Origin of the sequence: Vreelandella zhuhanensis (assembly GCF_009793355.1) — a bacterium.
In the GTDB taxonomy this organism is placed as follows: domain Bacteria; phylum Pseudomonadota; class Gammaproteobacteria; order Pseudomonadales; family Halomonadaceae; genus Vreelandella; species Vreelandella zhuhanensis.
The window spans coordinates 216,062-230,592 of record NZ_WTKP01000006.1 but is presented as its reverse complement, the minus strand read 5'-3'; the positions used below and the strand labels follow the sequence as shown (position 1 = coordinate 230,592).

15 protein-coding genes and 1 tRNA gene are annotated in these 14,531 nt (G+C 51.4%); 9 read left to right on the top strand and 7 right to left on the bottom strand.

Features of this window, described 5'->3' with window-relative positions; genetic code table 11:
• Positions 1-21: 21 nt before the first annotated feature.
• Both GPM19_RS10350 and GPM19_RS10345 read right to left on the bottom strand, forming a co-directional pair.
• Positions 22-240 (bottom strand): hypothetical protein, encoded by a 219-nt coding sequence (locus GPM19_RS10350; RefSeq protein WP_160418954.1) that lies wholly within the window; start codon positions 238-240, stop codon positions 22-24.
• 1,344 nt (positions 241-1,584) lie between these two features.
• Positions 1,585-1,788: a hypothetical protein gene (locus tag GPM19_RS10345; protein ID WP_160418953.1), complete on the bottom strand. Its 204-nt coding sequence runs from the start codon at positions 1,786-1,788 to the stop codon at positions 1,585-1,587.
• On the opposite strand from GPM19_RS10345, the gene GPM19_RS10340 reads away from it, so the two are divergent.
• From GPM19_RS10340 to GPM19_RS10310, 7 genes are all read left to right on the top strand, one after another.
• Positions 1,787-2,164 carry a hypothetical protein gene (locus tag GPM19_RS10340; protein ID WP_160418952.1) on the top strand — a complete coding sequence of 126 codons (378 nt, stop codon included), beginning with the start codon at positions 1,787-1,789 and terminating at the stop codon, positions 2,162-2,164. The genes GPM19_RS10345 and GPM19_RS10340 overlap by 2 nt on opposite strands.
• 596 nt (positions 2,165-2,760) lie before the next feature.
• Positions 2,761-3,240: a hypothetical protein gene (locus GPM19_RS10335; RefSeq protein WP_160418951.1), complete on the top strand. Its 480-nt coding sequence runs from the start codon at positions 2,761-2,763 to the stop codon at positions 3,238-3,240.
• 218 nt (positions 3,241-3,458) lie between these two features.
• Positions 3,459-4,313: an antA/AntB antirepressor family protein gene (locus GPM19_RS10330; RefSeq protein ID WP_160418950.1), complete on the top strand. Its 855-nt coding sequence runs from the start codon at positions 3,459-3,461 to the stop codon at positions 4,311-4,313.
• Positions 4,313-4,855, top strand: coding sequence for a hypothetical protein (locus GPM19_RS10325; RefSeq protein ID WP_160418949.1), 543 nt, complete (start codon positions 4,313-4,315; stop codon positions 4,853-4,855). Before GPM19_RS10330 ends, GPM19_RS10325 begins: the two co-directional genes overlap by 1 nt.
• An 86-nt stretch (positions 4,856-4,941) precedes the next feature.
• Entirely contained in the window at positions 4,942-5,325 is a 384-nt protein-coding gene (locus GPM19_RS10320; protein ID WP_160418948.1) for a hypothetical protein, read from the top strand.
• 430 nt (positions 5,326-5,755) lie between these two features.
• A complete protein-coding gene (locus GPM19_RS10315; protein WP_160418947.1) occupies positions 5,756-6,328 on the top strand; it encodes a recombinase family protein in 573 nt (190 codons plus the stop codon).
• A 134-nt stretch (positions 6,329-6,462) separates the two neighbouring features.
• Positions 6,463-7,350: an FRG domain-containing protein gene (locus GPM19_RS10310; RefSeq protein WP_160418946.1), complete on the top strand. Its 888-nt coding sequence runs from the start codon at positions 6,463-6,465 to the stop codon at positions 7,348-7,350.
• Here GPM19_RS10310 and GPM19_RS15415 read toward each other — a convergent pair.
• From GPM19_RS15415 to GPM19_RS10295, 3 genes are all read right to left on the bottom strand, one after another.
• Positions 7,322-8,065, bottom strand: a complete 744-nt coding sequence (locus GPM19_RS15415; protein ID WP_227842346.1) for an abortive infection family protein — start codon at positions 8,063-8,065, stop codon at positions 7,322-7,324. The two genes, GPM19_RS10310 and GPM19_RS15415, sit on opposite strands and share 29 nt — an antisense overlap.
• Before the next feature lie 282 nt (positions 8,066-8,347).
• Positions 8,348-8,438 (bottom strand) — tRNA-Ser (locus GPM19_RS10300).
• 48 nt (positions 8,439-8,486) lie between these two features.
• A complete protein-coding gene (locus tag GPM19_RS10295; RefSeq protein ID WP_160418945.1) occupies positions 8,487-10,193 on the bottom strand; it encodes a potassium/proton antiporter in 1,707 nt (568 codons plus the stop codon).
• Positions 10,194-10,359: 166 nt separating this feature from the next.
• Between GPM19_RS10295 and GPM19_RS10290 the strand changes: the two genes are divergently transcribed.
• Together GPM19_RS10290 and GPM19_RS10285 are read left to right on the top strand one after the other, a co-directional pair.
• Positions 10,360-11,487 carry an ABC transporter substrate-binding protein gene (locus GPM19_RS10290; RefSeq protein ID WP_160418944.1) on the top strand — a complete coding sequence of 376 codons (1,128 nt, stop codon included), beginning with the start codon at positions 10,360-10,362 and terminating at the stop codon, positions 11,485-11,487.
• A 24-nt stretch (positions 11,488-11,511) separates the two neighbouring features.
• A complete protein-coding gene (locus tag GPM19_RS10285) occupies positions 11,512-12,903 on the top strand; it encodes a 3'-5' exonuclease family protein (protein ID WP_160418943.1) in 1,392 nt (463 codons plus the stop codon).
• A 14-nt stretch (positions 12,904-12,917) separates the two neighbouring features.
• On the opposite strand, the gene GPM19_RS10280 is transcribed toward GPM19_RS10285, so the two are convergent.
• Both GPM19_RS10280 and GPM19_RS10275 read right to left on the bottom strand, forming a co-directional pair.
• Positions 12,918-13,742 (bottom strand): alpha/beta fold hydrolase, encoded by an 825-nt coding sequence (locus tag GPM19_RS10280; RefSeq protein ID WP_160418942.1) that lies wholly within the window; start codon positions 13,740-13,742, stop codon positions 12,918-12,920.
• Between the two features lie 35 nt (positions 13,743-13,777).
• A complete protein-coding gene (locus GPM19_RS10275; RefSeq protein WP_160418941.1) occupies positions 13,778-14,449 on the bottom strand; it encodes a 7-cyano-7-deazaguanine/7-aminomethyl-7-deazaguanine transporter in 672 nt (223 codons plus the stop codon).
• Between the last annotated feature and the right edge of the window lie 82 nt (positions 14,450-14,531).

Below are 14,531 nucleotides of genomic sequence, written 5' to 3'. Positions count from 1 at the left end.
AAATGGAGGACAGGCTTACATTTATTCTTCTACAAGAAAGAACTTCTTCGGCTTCCCTTCGACAAGAATCTCATTCTTAGCTACCATCGCATCAATAGCACACAAAGCCTGTGTCTTTGTCAACCCTGTAGCTTTCGCAATAGATTGCTCAGTTCTTCCATTTTTCTTGATCAAGCATTTTTTTACTTTTTCTACATACTCAGGCCTAGCCGGAAGAGAATTATATCTAGCGTGCACCATGTAGCTTACTCCTCGAGTGATGTTTACTGGCTGTAAATTCGGAAAATACCACATCATTATAAATTAAAATTTTCAAATAGTTTACATGTCTTAGACTCGGTGAAAAGAATCAAACTGAATATCCTTAGCAGGGCAACAGAAACAGCGATGACCTATTTTGCAGCACGTGGCCTTGATAACGAAATTGTTTTGGGCGGTGGATCGCTGGAATAGCCTCTCGGACCTTATACGGTTACCAAAACTTCAAAGTTCTTTTCCCAGACACGCTAGATTTCAATGATCAGCCCGTGATGACGCTCTCGTTTGGCGCACGCACGGCCTGTCGCACCCAGAGCACGAAGGTTTCGAGGGCACAGTCGAACTTGGGGTAATAGCACCAATAGCTGCCCGCTGGGAGAAGCAATCAGCCTCGTGGGCGAAGACTAACCAAATTGCCCTCTGAAGTATCTCAGGGAAATATCGCTTCGCCGTGCTTATGACTCCATCCACTCAAACTTTGGAGCCTCCGGGAATGGGAATCCAAGTACGATACACGTTCTTCTCCCTTTGCCGCCCTGAACGGCTCTCAAACGACTTCCATGCTCCACAAGAAAGCCAGCCGCCTAACCCCAAAAAGCCCTCACAGAGCCATACGAGGTCATCTCGTAGGCTCACCATCTTCCTCCAGCGTGCACGAGGCTTACCTCACTAGCTCCCTACCCTCCCCTCAGAGCCCTACCATTGAATCGATTAACTATCATTATCATAACTTCTTGATCCGATAAATTTTTATTTTAACCCTCACTTATAGAGAAGAAGCGTCTTCTTTACCACACCGCAGTTCGAAGAACGCCCGCACGTGAAATTCGCACCGTAGCGCTAGCGAACGTACCAAGGCGAATGCCTGAATGGGCACAGGGGTTCTTCATCACCACATCCATCCAACCTCTCACAAGTAGAGCCGCTCACTAGTCAAGCACAGGATTGGGCCTTGTCATAGGCCCGATTGGAAAGTCCTGTGCCCACGGGCTTGTGGTGTGCTCGGCTGATGCGCGCCAAGCGCAGGACAGGGCCCTCGTAAGCCCAGTCAGGTAGTCCTGTGCCTATGGCTTGCGATGGGCTCGCTGGTGGGTGGCTCTACTTCTAAGGGACATACGTCATGACCATATATACCGCAACTGCTCGGGCCAATGCCACTCCTACCCGCTCCGATGTTGAGATGATTGCTAGAAGCGTGATGTCGGGCTCTGAAGAAATGGTAGCCCGTGGGCTGATCCTCAAGGAACGATACGAGAGAAGCCTCCGAGAGATCGATAAGCTGCCCCATAGTGCGTGGCTATCCGCTCGTCCAGGCAGAGGATCACTCTACCCGATTGACGAGATGCCGAACCTGACGAAACGGTTAGGTAGAGGTCGAACAGCCAAGCTCCGCGCCCAGTCCAATGCTAATGCTGAGCCATACGAAAAGGCTTCCTGTTCTTCTTCTTCCACATCCACATCCACATCCACATCCACACGCAAGGGTAGCAATCGAGAGAAGCGTATCGAGAATACCGCACGATCAGCCATGCAAGGACGATCTGTCGATGCTATCGGCTGTCCTGCCTCAGATATTCTGTCTGGAACAGCGAACCTGGATCACCACAACCAAAAAGAACGGAACATACCGCTCAACAAGATCAGCCTGTATGTCATCCTCCAAGAGCTTGACGTTATCACCACAAAGGAAGTCAAGGAGCTTCTCGATGTGGGAGACCGCCAGGCACAGAAGTACGTCAAGGCTTGTGAGATTGCACTACCATTCTTGGCACGGTCATTGATGACGGAGGATGCACAAGACGCCCTAGGTGATCCGGTAGGACCACAAGGGGAAACGATAGAGTCCATTGAAGTAGCCCTAGAAGACCATCTTGATGACTGGATTCAAACAAGGTGTCTCTTATAAAGACCTCATGATCAATGGGTTATAACAGATTTCTAACCGACGCAGTATATAGGGTCACTTGAAGATGAATCAGACGACAACCTAGAAAGCCATTATCGGTAGGGGTTTCTCAACAGTGGTGCGAAGCCCACGAAAGAAGACCTCTCTATATGAGTGATCTTCAAGACAGGCTGTCACTCCCACCGTAAGGCTCTCTCTATGAGCTGCCTCTGACAGATATCTTGAAGAAGGAACCAGTGAGCCGCTTCGCTCGTTGGGGCTGACTACATTGGTTATTCTCTCCATCGAGAACTTCCAGTCATCTCCATCAGTCACCCCACGGTTCAGCTAACAGTAGAACACTCGACAGGCTAGACCGACCGGAAGCCTTAGGATGGTGTGTCTCGCTTGCTAGTCCGAATACTCTTGAACCTCCTTCAGTTTCCTCCCTCGGTTACACGGTCGGGAGTGTAATCATCCATGCCCCCTTATATTAGAAAAACTAGTTCCCCCTCACCTTGGGAAGAACAGGCATCCAATGTCGTGAACCTTCCCCTATAAACATCCGCTACAGCGCCAGCACATAGGCGTCCACTAACGCTCACAGGAGAACTACCTTGATCGATATCACCCTAAACAACGATGGCCCAATGAACCTCCTTCCGGTCAAGCGGATCATTACAGAGGAAACCTCAGCGCACGACCGTCTCATTTTTAAAGAGGGATACCACCGCATTCTTAAAGCGAGAGCCACACTCTCCTACCACGCTTACCCCGCAGGTAACCTTCAGGCTGTCGTCTTGACCGCAGTTCACGATATAGCTTTCGATCCTATGAACCTTCGCATGTTCAAGCATGGCATCCATCCGCTTTCCACTGATAACGCTGGTGACTACATACGTTATGTGGCTGCCTTGGAGCTGGCAGTAGAGACGGTCATTGATGATATTAATGATCCTACCGTGACCCATACGATCACACCTCAGGAAGTCTTCGAGGGTATTGTTGTGGACTTCTCACCGTGTGACCAGTTCGACCTAGAAGAACTTGGGATTTCCCCTGTCAACTTCCTACCGAGAGAAGCGTGGGCAGATTAACGAGACCCATCCTGCTGCTATACTCCTTCACACAGAGCTTCTCCTCCGTCGCACAGCTAATACGCATATAAAGCTGACCTAACACTCACCCGAGCCCATACCTGAAAGTGCATCATCCTTCTCTGCTCCCTGGCTGCCCTAATCGTTGGGGTGTTCGGTGAGCCAAGGGGGAATGCGCTTTGCGGGATGGTGTGCTTTCAAGTAAGGAACCAACGATCATGAGCAACAAGAAAACCCTACGAGATGGACGTTCCATTATTATTGACATAAACCATGCTCCTAGGAAGACCCTAGTGTCAGCCTTAGAGTTCACTGAAGAACAAGCTGACAGGATGCTGAAGGTTCGCCGTGTTCTGCCTCTAGTAGAAGACAGACAGGCACCACAAGTTAATGCCCGGAAGCTATGGGAAAGAATCGGCAAGCCTCACAGAGAGTTTCGCAAGTGGGCTGAGGATTATATCAAGCCAATGATGGCCCAAGAAACTTTTGCCCTAAAAAGTCCGAAAGATTTCAGCACTGAGATTGTCCAGTTCTATGAGCAGACAAAAGGGAGACCCAAGATTAACTATCAGGTTTCCCGAGACTTCGCTGCTCACCTTGCCATGCAAGCCCGTACACTAGAAGGCTATGAGATTCGTCAGTACTTCCTTGATATGGAAGAATGCGTGTTAAGGATGGAACGTTACCGGCCTATCAGAACTGAGCATCTCACTGAAATAGACAAAAGCGTTTATCACAGCGTCATCTCTAAGACCGGCTCTAAGCTGTTTGCACACGATACTGAACGTTTCCTCAAGGGGATGGTAACTGAGGTCGTAACAGGACTGCCTTCCAGTGAATGGCGTGAGGCCTTGAATAAGATTGCAGGGACTAAGGGAAAGGGTATCCGTGACGTTCTCAACAGGGATGACCTAAAGGTATACCGTGATGCTCTCCAGTTTGCTTCCTCCTTGATTCAGTCAGGAATAACTGACAGGAAACAGATACAGGATATGATCTGTACTGTCCATGCAAACAAGATTAATCCTGACAGATACCTAATAGGGTATGCCCTAGATAAGGAGGCAGTCTGATGAGTGGAACTGTTTGGACTGTCATTCTCATGGGAGCCTTGTGGTCTCCTATCTGCTGGGCAACGCTAGTCTCTACTGACAACAAAGAAAAAACATACACACAACACACAACCATCACCAATACAATAGAAAAAGGAGTGAGAGAAATGAATAATACCCTTCTTAATGATAATGCAGAAACTAACACTGGCGCTGCTGCTGGCGCTACTAACGATAAGGCAAAGATTAAGTTGGGACGTAAGCGCAAGGTTGACCATGAGGAAGTTATCAAGTGGCGTCTGGATAACAAGGCGTCTAAACGGATGACTGCTGAACACTTCGGAGTCAATCCACGGTCTGTTCAGATGATCTGGAGTAAAGCAGGTCTATCCTATAAATCTCCTGTGCCGTCTGGGGGAGCCTCTTTCCGGGCTGACTGGAAGGCTATCGCTGACTATCGCAAGACTCACAAGGCAAGCTCAAGTGTGACTGCCAAAACATTTGGAGTGAGTCAGTCTACAGTGGTGAGAGCCTGTCGGGAGTATGGAGCCTACCTAGGATAATCTCTGTGGTGGTGAGTTTCTCCTGTCCTCCCCGTGCATTCATTCATATGTAAAAAGTAAATAGATAGAGAGAGAGGTGAATAACTATGATGACGATGACCCAAGCGCCAGCAATAGAATCATTAGTAAAGCCAGTAGAAGGAACAGTCCTGAGAGACCTCAGTGAAATCCAAGGAGAGTCACCTCAAGACAAGATAGAGGAACTCTATAAGATAATCTGTAGGATTGGCTCTCCTGTATATCTGATCGACTACAACTTAGTGTTGTCCCTTGACGTTATGCTTGAGATAAAGAAGTTCGACCCTAATACATTCCATAAGAAAACTTGTGCTGGACGTAGCTCTATCCTGAGCCTGAGGTTATCCAGACAGAATGGGCCAGGGTGGGCATCCGTCCCAGACTCCTTCAGAGAAGGCACAGAGGCGTTAGAGGCAGCCATCGCCCTGTTCTACCTGTTAGTACAGGAGTAGCTGTGAGAGAGCCTGAGAGAGTGACTGAGGGTGAGCCTGAGGGGAACTGACAGGGGATATCTTTAAGGAGATTATTTCATCACAAAAATCTGAGCAAGTATTTATGTATAATATGCAGGTCAAATTCCCCATGGCCCGCCTTGATGTGAGAGCCTAGGGTATTCATGAGATGATCTTTTTATTACCTACCCTACCCCTATCTAATCCTTTACCTACCTACCCTACCTGTCTCTCTGTCTGACTGGCTACCTGTGTCTCTCTGACTGACTGCCTGTCTATCCTCTAACGCTTGGCTCATAAGGTGTACCCTGTGAGCTACTCACTGTCTCCTCTTATAGAGTGGATCATTTGTGTTGATATTTAATGAGCCATTCTCTACATTATGAGCCATACTCAATGAGCCACCATGATGATAAAAGGAGCAACCGATATGTCAGCCACCATTGCTTACGTTCGGGTCAGTACTGAGGATCAGTCCACCAATACACAGCGAGCTACCATCTTGGAGCGCCACAAGGTAGACCGTTGGTTTGTCGATGAGGCTACCTCTGGGCTGATAAAGGCACAGGATAGGAAAGGACTTGGTGAGCTATTGAACTATGTCAGAGAGGGAGACACTGTCATCGTCTATGCAATCGACAGACTAGGACGGAACACTGTTGATGTACTAGAGACAGTCGAGAAGCTTAACTCCAAGGGAGTAGCTGTCCTGTCGCTCCGTGAAGGCTTTGACATGAGTACACCGATGGGTAAAGCAATGCTAACCATGCTGTCTGCTATGGCTGAGCTTGAACGATCCAATATCAAGGAACGTCAGATGCAGGGTATCAAGAGAGCCAAGGCTGAAGGTAAGGCTCTAGGTAGGGAGAAGGTTATCAATGATGAGGATGTATCTCAGTGGCGTAAGGATAACAGCGCCAGCATCAAAGCTACAGCCATACACTTCAGTATCTCTCCGGCCTCAGTGAAGCGAGCCTGTCGGTCAGCTAATTGCTATTCATAAATAATAGCTATTAAAAAAACATTTCCGATGAATTTTAGTTATAATCATTCATTAGTGGAGGGGTAATTTTTTTGGATCATTAGGAAAGCGGGACGGTAAACTGTTATTTTTCTTTTAAAAGGCTGGCATAAACTATGTGGGATGAATCAAAGGACAATCTGCACCTTACCGCATCGAGCCTTCTTCAGCATTTCGTGTCTGATCAACGTCCTGGGCTTATTTATAGGGGACTTGGCCACCATCACCATACACTTAGTCCGTCCATAGTTAGAGCCAAAGCCTCTAGAAAACTAGAAGCTATCTATGGTGGGAACTCAAAAACATTTAAGGAAATTGCATACCTGTCTTGGTTCGTAAATGCCTGTGACGATGCTGGGCTTCAAGTCGCTGGCGATAGCAACGAGCTTAGGAACTTCCTTATGGAGCCAACAGGTCAAAACAGCCAAGGTCGAAACGTTGATCTATTTAAATTCCCAAGCTTATGGCCCACAGATCAAGATTCTGTCTTCCGGTTTCTGGCACAAGCCCAGCATCACGGTGTACCTACGCGGCTCTTGGATTGGACTAGCTCTCCTTTGGTTGCTTGCTACTTCGCTGTCTCCCAGGCTTTAAACGAACGAGTCAGACAAGGCAACGAAGCAGACCTATCAACCTGGATGGTGAGCATTGTTGAGCTTGACAGCAATGCAGCAGGTTCTTTTAAGAATACATTCAGAATCAGAAAAGCTCCTGGCTCAACCAGTAAGAACCTAGCAGCCCAAAAGGGCATGTTCACGTTCATAAAAGGGTTTGAATTAGATAGCCTCGATATAAATAACCACGAATTATCCCATACTTATCTTAAACGGCATCTTCTCCCTCTTTCAGAAGCAAAGGGATTAATGCAACATCTTGAAAGACTGGGAGTAACAATTGCAACCCTTTTTCCTGGCTATGACGGTGCGGCGAAAAACGCGACTGAAGCCATGTTGCTTGAAGATTTAGACCAAGAGATCAGGGATGGGGTCGAGCCTCAAGAGTAGCTATTAGGAAAGCAGCCATTGTTCCAGCAAGATTAACCGCTAATTCAGCATGTCGAGGTTTCGGTTTGATTGGCCGTGGGCCTTGGCCGTGGGCATCCCCAACCTTGTTACGCAACTCTCCAAGACCAGTCACGATGTTGGAGCAACCGCCAAGAATGCGCTTGAAGGTCTCTTCCATGTGTTGTTCTGGCGAAAGGTTAAGTGCGAGCGATGCTTTTCGGTACAAGGCGGGCAGATCATCGCTTTTACCCGTGTATTCCTGTCCCTCAACTTGTTCAATGATGTGTTTGCAAACGCTCTCGACCAAAGACTTTGCCATGGTAATAGCGCCTTCAGGGTCTGAAGTTCTTCGATCTAGGGTTTTTTGCCACGCAGCATGTACATGGGCAGAGTCGAACTTCTCCAGGGTTTCACCGATAGCCGAGTCTGACGGTGATCCAACCTCTTCTAACTTGTCTAGAAGCAGCCTAAACTCATTCCAGATATATTGCCTTCGCGGTTCATATTGGTCGATTTTTTTGATAGAAGCCCAAAACTGACCTGTGGATCGGCAAGTTTTCACCATCTGAGGTACAAGCGGCGTTATGCCAGCATCAGACAATAGGCTTGATCGAACCTTGGCATATTCAAAGTCAGAAGGCATACCTCCCGTAGCACGATCCACCATCATATTCTGCATTGATTCAGCCTGTTCTAACAGGAAATGTCTATCCATAAATTTTTCCCTTCAGAACTAAGGCCTTCACCGGCCCAAGAGTTTCACCACTCAGCTTCTCTATCGCCACACTGTCACGGTATAAATCCTCAATTTCCATATATAAATCCCACCTAAATCTATTGAGAGATTATAAGTGTAAAGTAACATTGGACACAGAGCATTAGCCGTGGATCAAGAAATTAGCTTACAGGGATGTGGTAAATACATGTGGTAAATAAGCAAAAGGCCATGTCTCGTAAGCCTTTGATTAGACTCTGAAACATGGCCTTTCTGTTGTACTGGCGGAGGGACAGGGATTCGAACCCTGGGTAGGTTATTAGCCTACGCCGGTTTTCAAGACCGGTGCATTCAACCGCTCTGCCATCCCTCCGACTTGGTGGTGCATATAATATCAGGATTTTTCCGTGAGTCAATGGGGTTAATAAAGACGCAGGCCCACGCGGGTGATCTTGCCTCCTTCCATCTCACTGACTACCCAGTGAATTCCGTGCCAATCAACATCATCCCCCACTACCGGGTGGCCACCGACTCGAAGCGACACAAACTCATCCAAGGTCATATCGTGCTCCCCGGGGCTGAGAGTGAGCCCGTATGCCTGGGCGACGTCTTGCATCAACGCCGAACCATCGAGAGTAAAAGTCCCGAAGAAGGCGCGCTCCTGCTTCAGCTTGGAGTCGCCATTGAACAAGCGGTTCAGGGCCGGCAAGTCTTCCGTACGGCCAATCACACAAATCACATCTCCCGCATGCAAGCGGGTACTGCCCTTGGGGTGTAGCATCGCATGATTACGGAACAGCGCCGAGATCAAGGCCCCGGAAGGAAACCGCAGCAAGCGAATCGGCACCTCTTCCAGGTCCTTGTTTTCCACTTCATAGACGAACATTTCATAGTCGTTTTCGGGCAGGATGCCCAAGGGGCCGCGTCGATTGGGTGTCACGCCGATCGGCACCTCCACCCGTAACCAGCGAGCCACCAGGGTTAACGATCCCCCCTGTATCAGCAGCGACATCAGCACCACGGCAAAGGCGACATTGAAGTAGAGCGAAGCATTTTCCACGCCGCCGATGAGCGGAAAAATCGCCAATACAATGGGGACTGCGCCACGCAACCCCACCCAGGCGATAAAGAAGGTTTCACGCCAGCGGAACTTGAAAAAAGGCTTGATGGTAATCAGAACCGCCAAGGGCCGAGCGACAAAAATTAGTGCCAACGCCACCAGCGACGCTGGCAACGCATATTCCCACAGCTCGCTGGGCGTCACCAAAAGTCCTAACACGAGAAACAGACCGATTTGACTCAGCCAGGCCAGGCCATCATGTACCGGAAGAATGAAATTGAGATGGCGTCCCGGCTGATTGCCGATCATCAAACCAGCAAGGTATATCGCCAGAAAGCCACTGCCGCCGAACACACTGGTCAGGCCGAAGACACTGAAACCCAACCCCAAGGCGAGCATGGCATAGAGACCAGGCGCCAGGTCCAGCCAACGCAACAACTTGGCACTCAACCAACCGCCACCCAAGCCGATTACCAGGCCCAGACCAAATTGCATGAGCAGAAAACCGAGCGTTTCCAAGGGGCCGCCGATATCACCCACCAGGAGTTCCACCAGCATGACCGTCAGAAAAATTGCCATCGGGTCGTTGGTACCCGACTCGATTTCCAGGGTAGCCCCCACCCTTTCGTTGAGATTGACCCCGCGGCCGCTGAGCATGGAAAACACCGCTGCGGCATCCGTGGAGCCGACGATCGCGCCAACCAGAAAGCCCTCGATCAGCGTGAGATCGAAAATCCAGGTGGCAATCAAGCCCACAAGGCCGCTTGTGATGAACACCCCAAGCGTGGCAAGCGTTAGCGCCGGCTTGAAGCCTACACGGAACGTTTTCAAGCGCGTACGCAAGCCACCATCGAGCAGGATCATGGCCAGTGCCAGATGCCCGATGACAAACGCTAAGGAGTAATCGTCGAATTGAAGCCCCAGCAGGCCTTCCTCTCCCGCCAGCATACCCAGCGCCAGAAAGATCAGCAGCAGAGGTACTCCCATGATCGAAGATAAACGGCTGGCCAGAATACTGAGCGCCAACAAAAAGCCGCTTACCAAGAAAAGCGTATTGATTGCCTCCATCGCGCCTGATCCCTCTATGCATCGAGGCAGTCATTATCGCATGCCCCGCGTAATTTACCGACGCCGACGTTAAGCGGTTTAATAAGAAGGTGTTATGTTGCGCTGGTCAGGGCGTTTCGCAAGCGGATACACTCCAAGGTAACAACCACCTTGGAGCCAAGCCCCCATGCCTGGACGCCTTCCTTTGGGAATTATCCTGCTGAGCCTGGTCGCGACACTCGCTTACCCGCTGTCGGCAGCGCTAGCCGAGCAAACCGATGAGGCTACTCCCGCCGAGGCACCTGCTGCCCCCCTCACCCTGGATAGCCAAGTCGAGGTTCCTTTTTTTCTGTTCTCCCCTTCCATTGAGGAAGAACCTGAAGTCCCCGAGATGGCTTTCACCCCACCAGCCCCATTAGAGCCGCCACCGGTCAAGATGATCGACATCATGCTCGACTGGTATTTAAGCCCCCAGCATGCCGCCTTGGTGATAGCGCAGGCACGTGATTTCTTCAGCTTACAGGGGCTGCAGGTAACGCTTTCGACGCCTGCCGATCCTTCGGTGCCCACCAAGTTACTGGCCGCCGGTGAAGTGGACTTCGCCTTGAGCCGGCAACCTCAATTGCACCTGCAGGTGCATAAAGGGGCGCCGCTTGTGCGTATTGCCACCTTGATTGAAACCCCCATGACGGCGGTCATCATCGCTGGCGACCAGCCACCGGAAAATAGCGAAGAATTTGCTGCATTGCATTACGGTTTCGCTACGCAGGATAGCCGCGCGATGGTTCTTTCTCAGCTGATACCGGCAACGCCCTTGGTTTCCGAAAATCCCCCGGAAAACCTGCATTACGATGCGGCCGATGCCTTACGCGAACAACGCGTGGATGCCGTGGCGGATGGTTTCTTTCACTTTCTCCCACCCCAGCTGGCCAATGACGGCGTCGCCACCACCGTGCTACGTACGGGAAAGCTCGACATCCCTCACTATGATGGATTGATTCTGTTAGCCAACAGCGAGAAAATGCACCGTGATCGTGACGTCATATCGCGCTTGGTGACGGCGCTGGAAAATGCCAGCCAGTGGATAATCGAACACCCGGACGAGGCATGGCAATTGATGGTTCAAGCACAGCCCATCCTGGATAATGAGATCAATCAAGGCGCATGGAATGATATCTTGCGGCGCATGACTTTGCGCCCGGCCGCTCTGGATTATCGGCGCTATGCCGGTTTCGAGGCATTCCTTCATCAAAGAGGCCAGATCGATACCCCTTATTCGGTGGAACGCCTGGCCATTGACCCCCATTCACGTTGATTTTCTTGAGGCGATACTTGAGCAATGCCAGCGACCGAACCTTTGGTATTTATCGACCTGGAAACCACCGGCACTCGTAGCACCCGAGATAGAATCACCGAAATCGCGGCGCTGAAAGTCGTGGATGGCCGAGAGGTGGCCCGCTGGAGCAGCTTGATTTACCCGGAATGCCGGGTCCCTGCCGCTATTGCCGAATTAACCGGCATTACCGATACGTTGCTGGCGGAGGCCCCGAGGTTTGGCGATATCGCTTCGGCCCTTCAGGAGTGGCTCGGCGAGGCTCGACTAGTCGCGCATAATGCACGCTTTGATCACAGTTTTCTGCGTAACGAATTCAAGCGTGCCGGTATTGCCTATCGGGCCGAGGTGATCTGTACTCTGCGCTTGTCTCGCCGCCTGGCTCCGCAACAACCTGAGCACAATCTGGGCGCGCTGCTCAAGCAGCATGGAATTCCCCATGCCTTGCGTCACCGTGCCGAGGCCGATGCCCAAGCGCTATGGAAACTCTGGCAACACTGGCACGCCACCCTACCCGACGATACCTTGGCTTCACTGCTGGAAACCGAACGCAAAAATAGAAGCTTACCCGTTCACCTGAAGCCTGATCTGCTCAACGACATCCCCTCCTTACCCGGCGTATACCTCCTGTACGGTCATAATCGCTTACCGCTTTACGTGGGCAAGAGCGTCAATCTACGCAGCCGGGTGCTGGGGCATTTCCAGCGCGATCATCAGGATGACAAGGAGATGCGCCTGGCGCAGCAGGTGCAACATATCGAATGGGAAGAAGCCAGCGGTGACCTGGGGGCTCAGCTACGCGAAGCCCACTTGATCAAGGAATTGATGCCCATCATGAACCGCCAATTGCGACGCCAAGGCAACCTGTACAGTTGGTATTGGCCGGACAAATCGCCTCAGCCACAACTAAGCAATGAAACACAACTCAATCAGGTGTCAGGCCCGGTGCTGTATGGCCTGTTCCGCAGTGCCAGGAAAGCCCGCGCCGCACTGAAACAGATTGTCGATGAGGAGCGATTGTGCCCTCAGGTGATAGGGCTGGAAAAAGGCCGGGGGCGCTGTTTTGCCAATCAGCTGGGCAAGTGTTGCGGCGCTTGCACCGGCGTGGAATCGTTACCCCAGCATAGTCGGCGTGCCCGGGAGGCCATGGCACGCTTGCAGCTCCAGGCATGGCCTTGGCAAGGACGCATTGCCATCGGTGAGCATCACCCTGCCAGTAAGACCGGTGGTTGGCATGTCGTGGAACACTGGCGTTACTTGGGCAGCGCCCTCACCCTTGAGGCCGCAAGACGCCTTCAAGTGGCTACTCCGCAATTTGATGTCGACAGCTACCGTATTCTCAATCGCTTTCTGCGCGACAGCCAACAACATCAACTCGACGTGGTCGAGCTTGCGTGATCGAACCGGCGCAATCAGGCACTGTCAGATTGCGCCGCCAGAAATACTCGCACGGCTTCCTGAAACGCTTCGGACTGTTCGGCATGCAACCAATGGCCAGCGTTCTTGAGTGTCACTACTCTCGTACGGGGCAGCATCTCGCGGGTCGCTGGCAGCATCTCGTCAGTGACATAATCGGAATTAGCACCTCGCAGTATCAGGGTCGGCCCCTCGTAAGGCTGATTTCCTGCCGGCAACTGCATGAGATCCGGATAGCCCTCGATTATCTCATCAAGCCCAATACGCAAGGTAAGAGCACCTTCCTCATCATTGCGCACCAGATTGGTGGCTAGAAACAGACGCACGGCTCGCTCTTCGACATGCTCGGCCAGAAGCTCATCCGCTTCGCGACGATTCTTGGGCTTGCCCGCTTCAAGACGACGCAAACCGGCGAACACCCTGTCATGGCCATGCGAATAGGCTACCGGTGCAATGTCCGCTACCAGCAAGGACGCCACCCGCTGGGGTGCCAAGCGTGCCACGCTGATCACCACCTTTCCGCCCATGGAATGCCCGAGAAGATGGGCTTGCTCGATCCCTAGCTGATCCAACAGCGCCAGCACATCCCCGCTCATCTCCTGGTAGCTCATTCCCTTGGCATGCGGCGAACGGCCGTGATTGCGCAGGTCAACCGCGATCACTCGGCGAGACGCCTGCCAGACCTTGAGATGTGAACGCCAGTTGTCGGCACTTCCCAGAAGGCCGTGGACGACCACTAACGGCAAGGTGTTCTGTGTATTTCCTTCCGGCTCCCCTGAATCCAGATAATGCAGGGAAAGCGCTGAGTCTTGGCGTGACATCTTGACTCCTTTCATTGGGTTATAACGATGGCCCGTCAGCGAGCTGCAAGCGGCGCAACATCCTGATTCCCCGTCAACGTAACCAGCCGTCGAGAAAGCCACGCCAACAAGATGCCGTAAAGCGGCAAGAAGAACAGCAGGCTGATACCCAGTTTAATCACGTAATCCACCACGGCGATTTCAACCCAGTTGGCAGCCATGAACGGGTCGGGGCTGTTGTAAAAGGCCATGGAGAAAAAAGCGAAGGTATCCGCAAGATTACCCAACACCGTGGAAAAGGCTGGCGCGACCCACCACGCCAAGTGGCGCAAGCGATCGAACACCCGGACATCCAGCAGCTGGCCCAGCACATAGGCCATGAAACTGGCCAGGGCGATACGTGCCACGAAAAGATTCCACTCCCCCAAGGCCTCGATACCCACGAAGCTGCCGCGAGGAAAAACGACCGACACCACGTAAGACACAAACAGTGCAGGCAGCATCACCCGCATGATAGTCGCTCGTGCGGCTTCCTTGCCAAACAGCCGCACAGTCAAGTCAGTGGCCAGAAAAATGAAGGGAAAGCTGAACGCGCCCCAGGTGGTATGTAACCCGAACAAGGTAAAAGGTAACTGCACGAGATAATTACTCGCTGCGATCACCAAAATATGGAAGGTGACCATCAGGGCGAGACAACGGCGGCGCTGCGTTTCAGATAAAACAAACATGGTAGGTTATCCTTTTTGAACAACAACAGAGGGGTGAGGGAACCCTCCTGACACAGGGCGACTTGTTGCACTACAACACAAC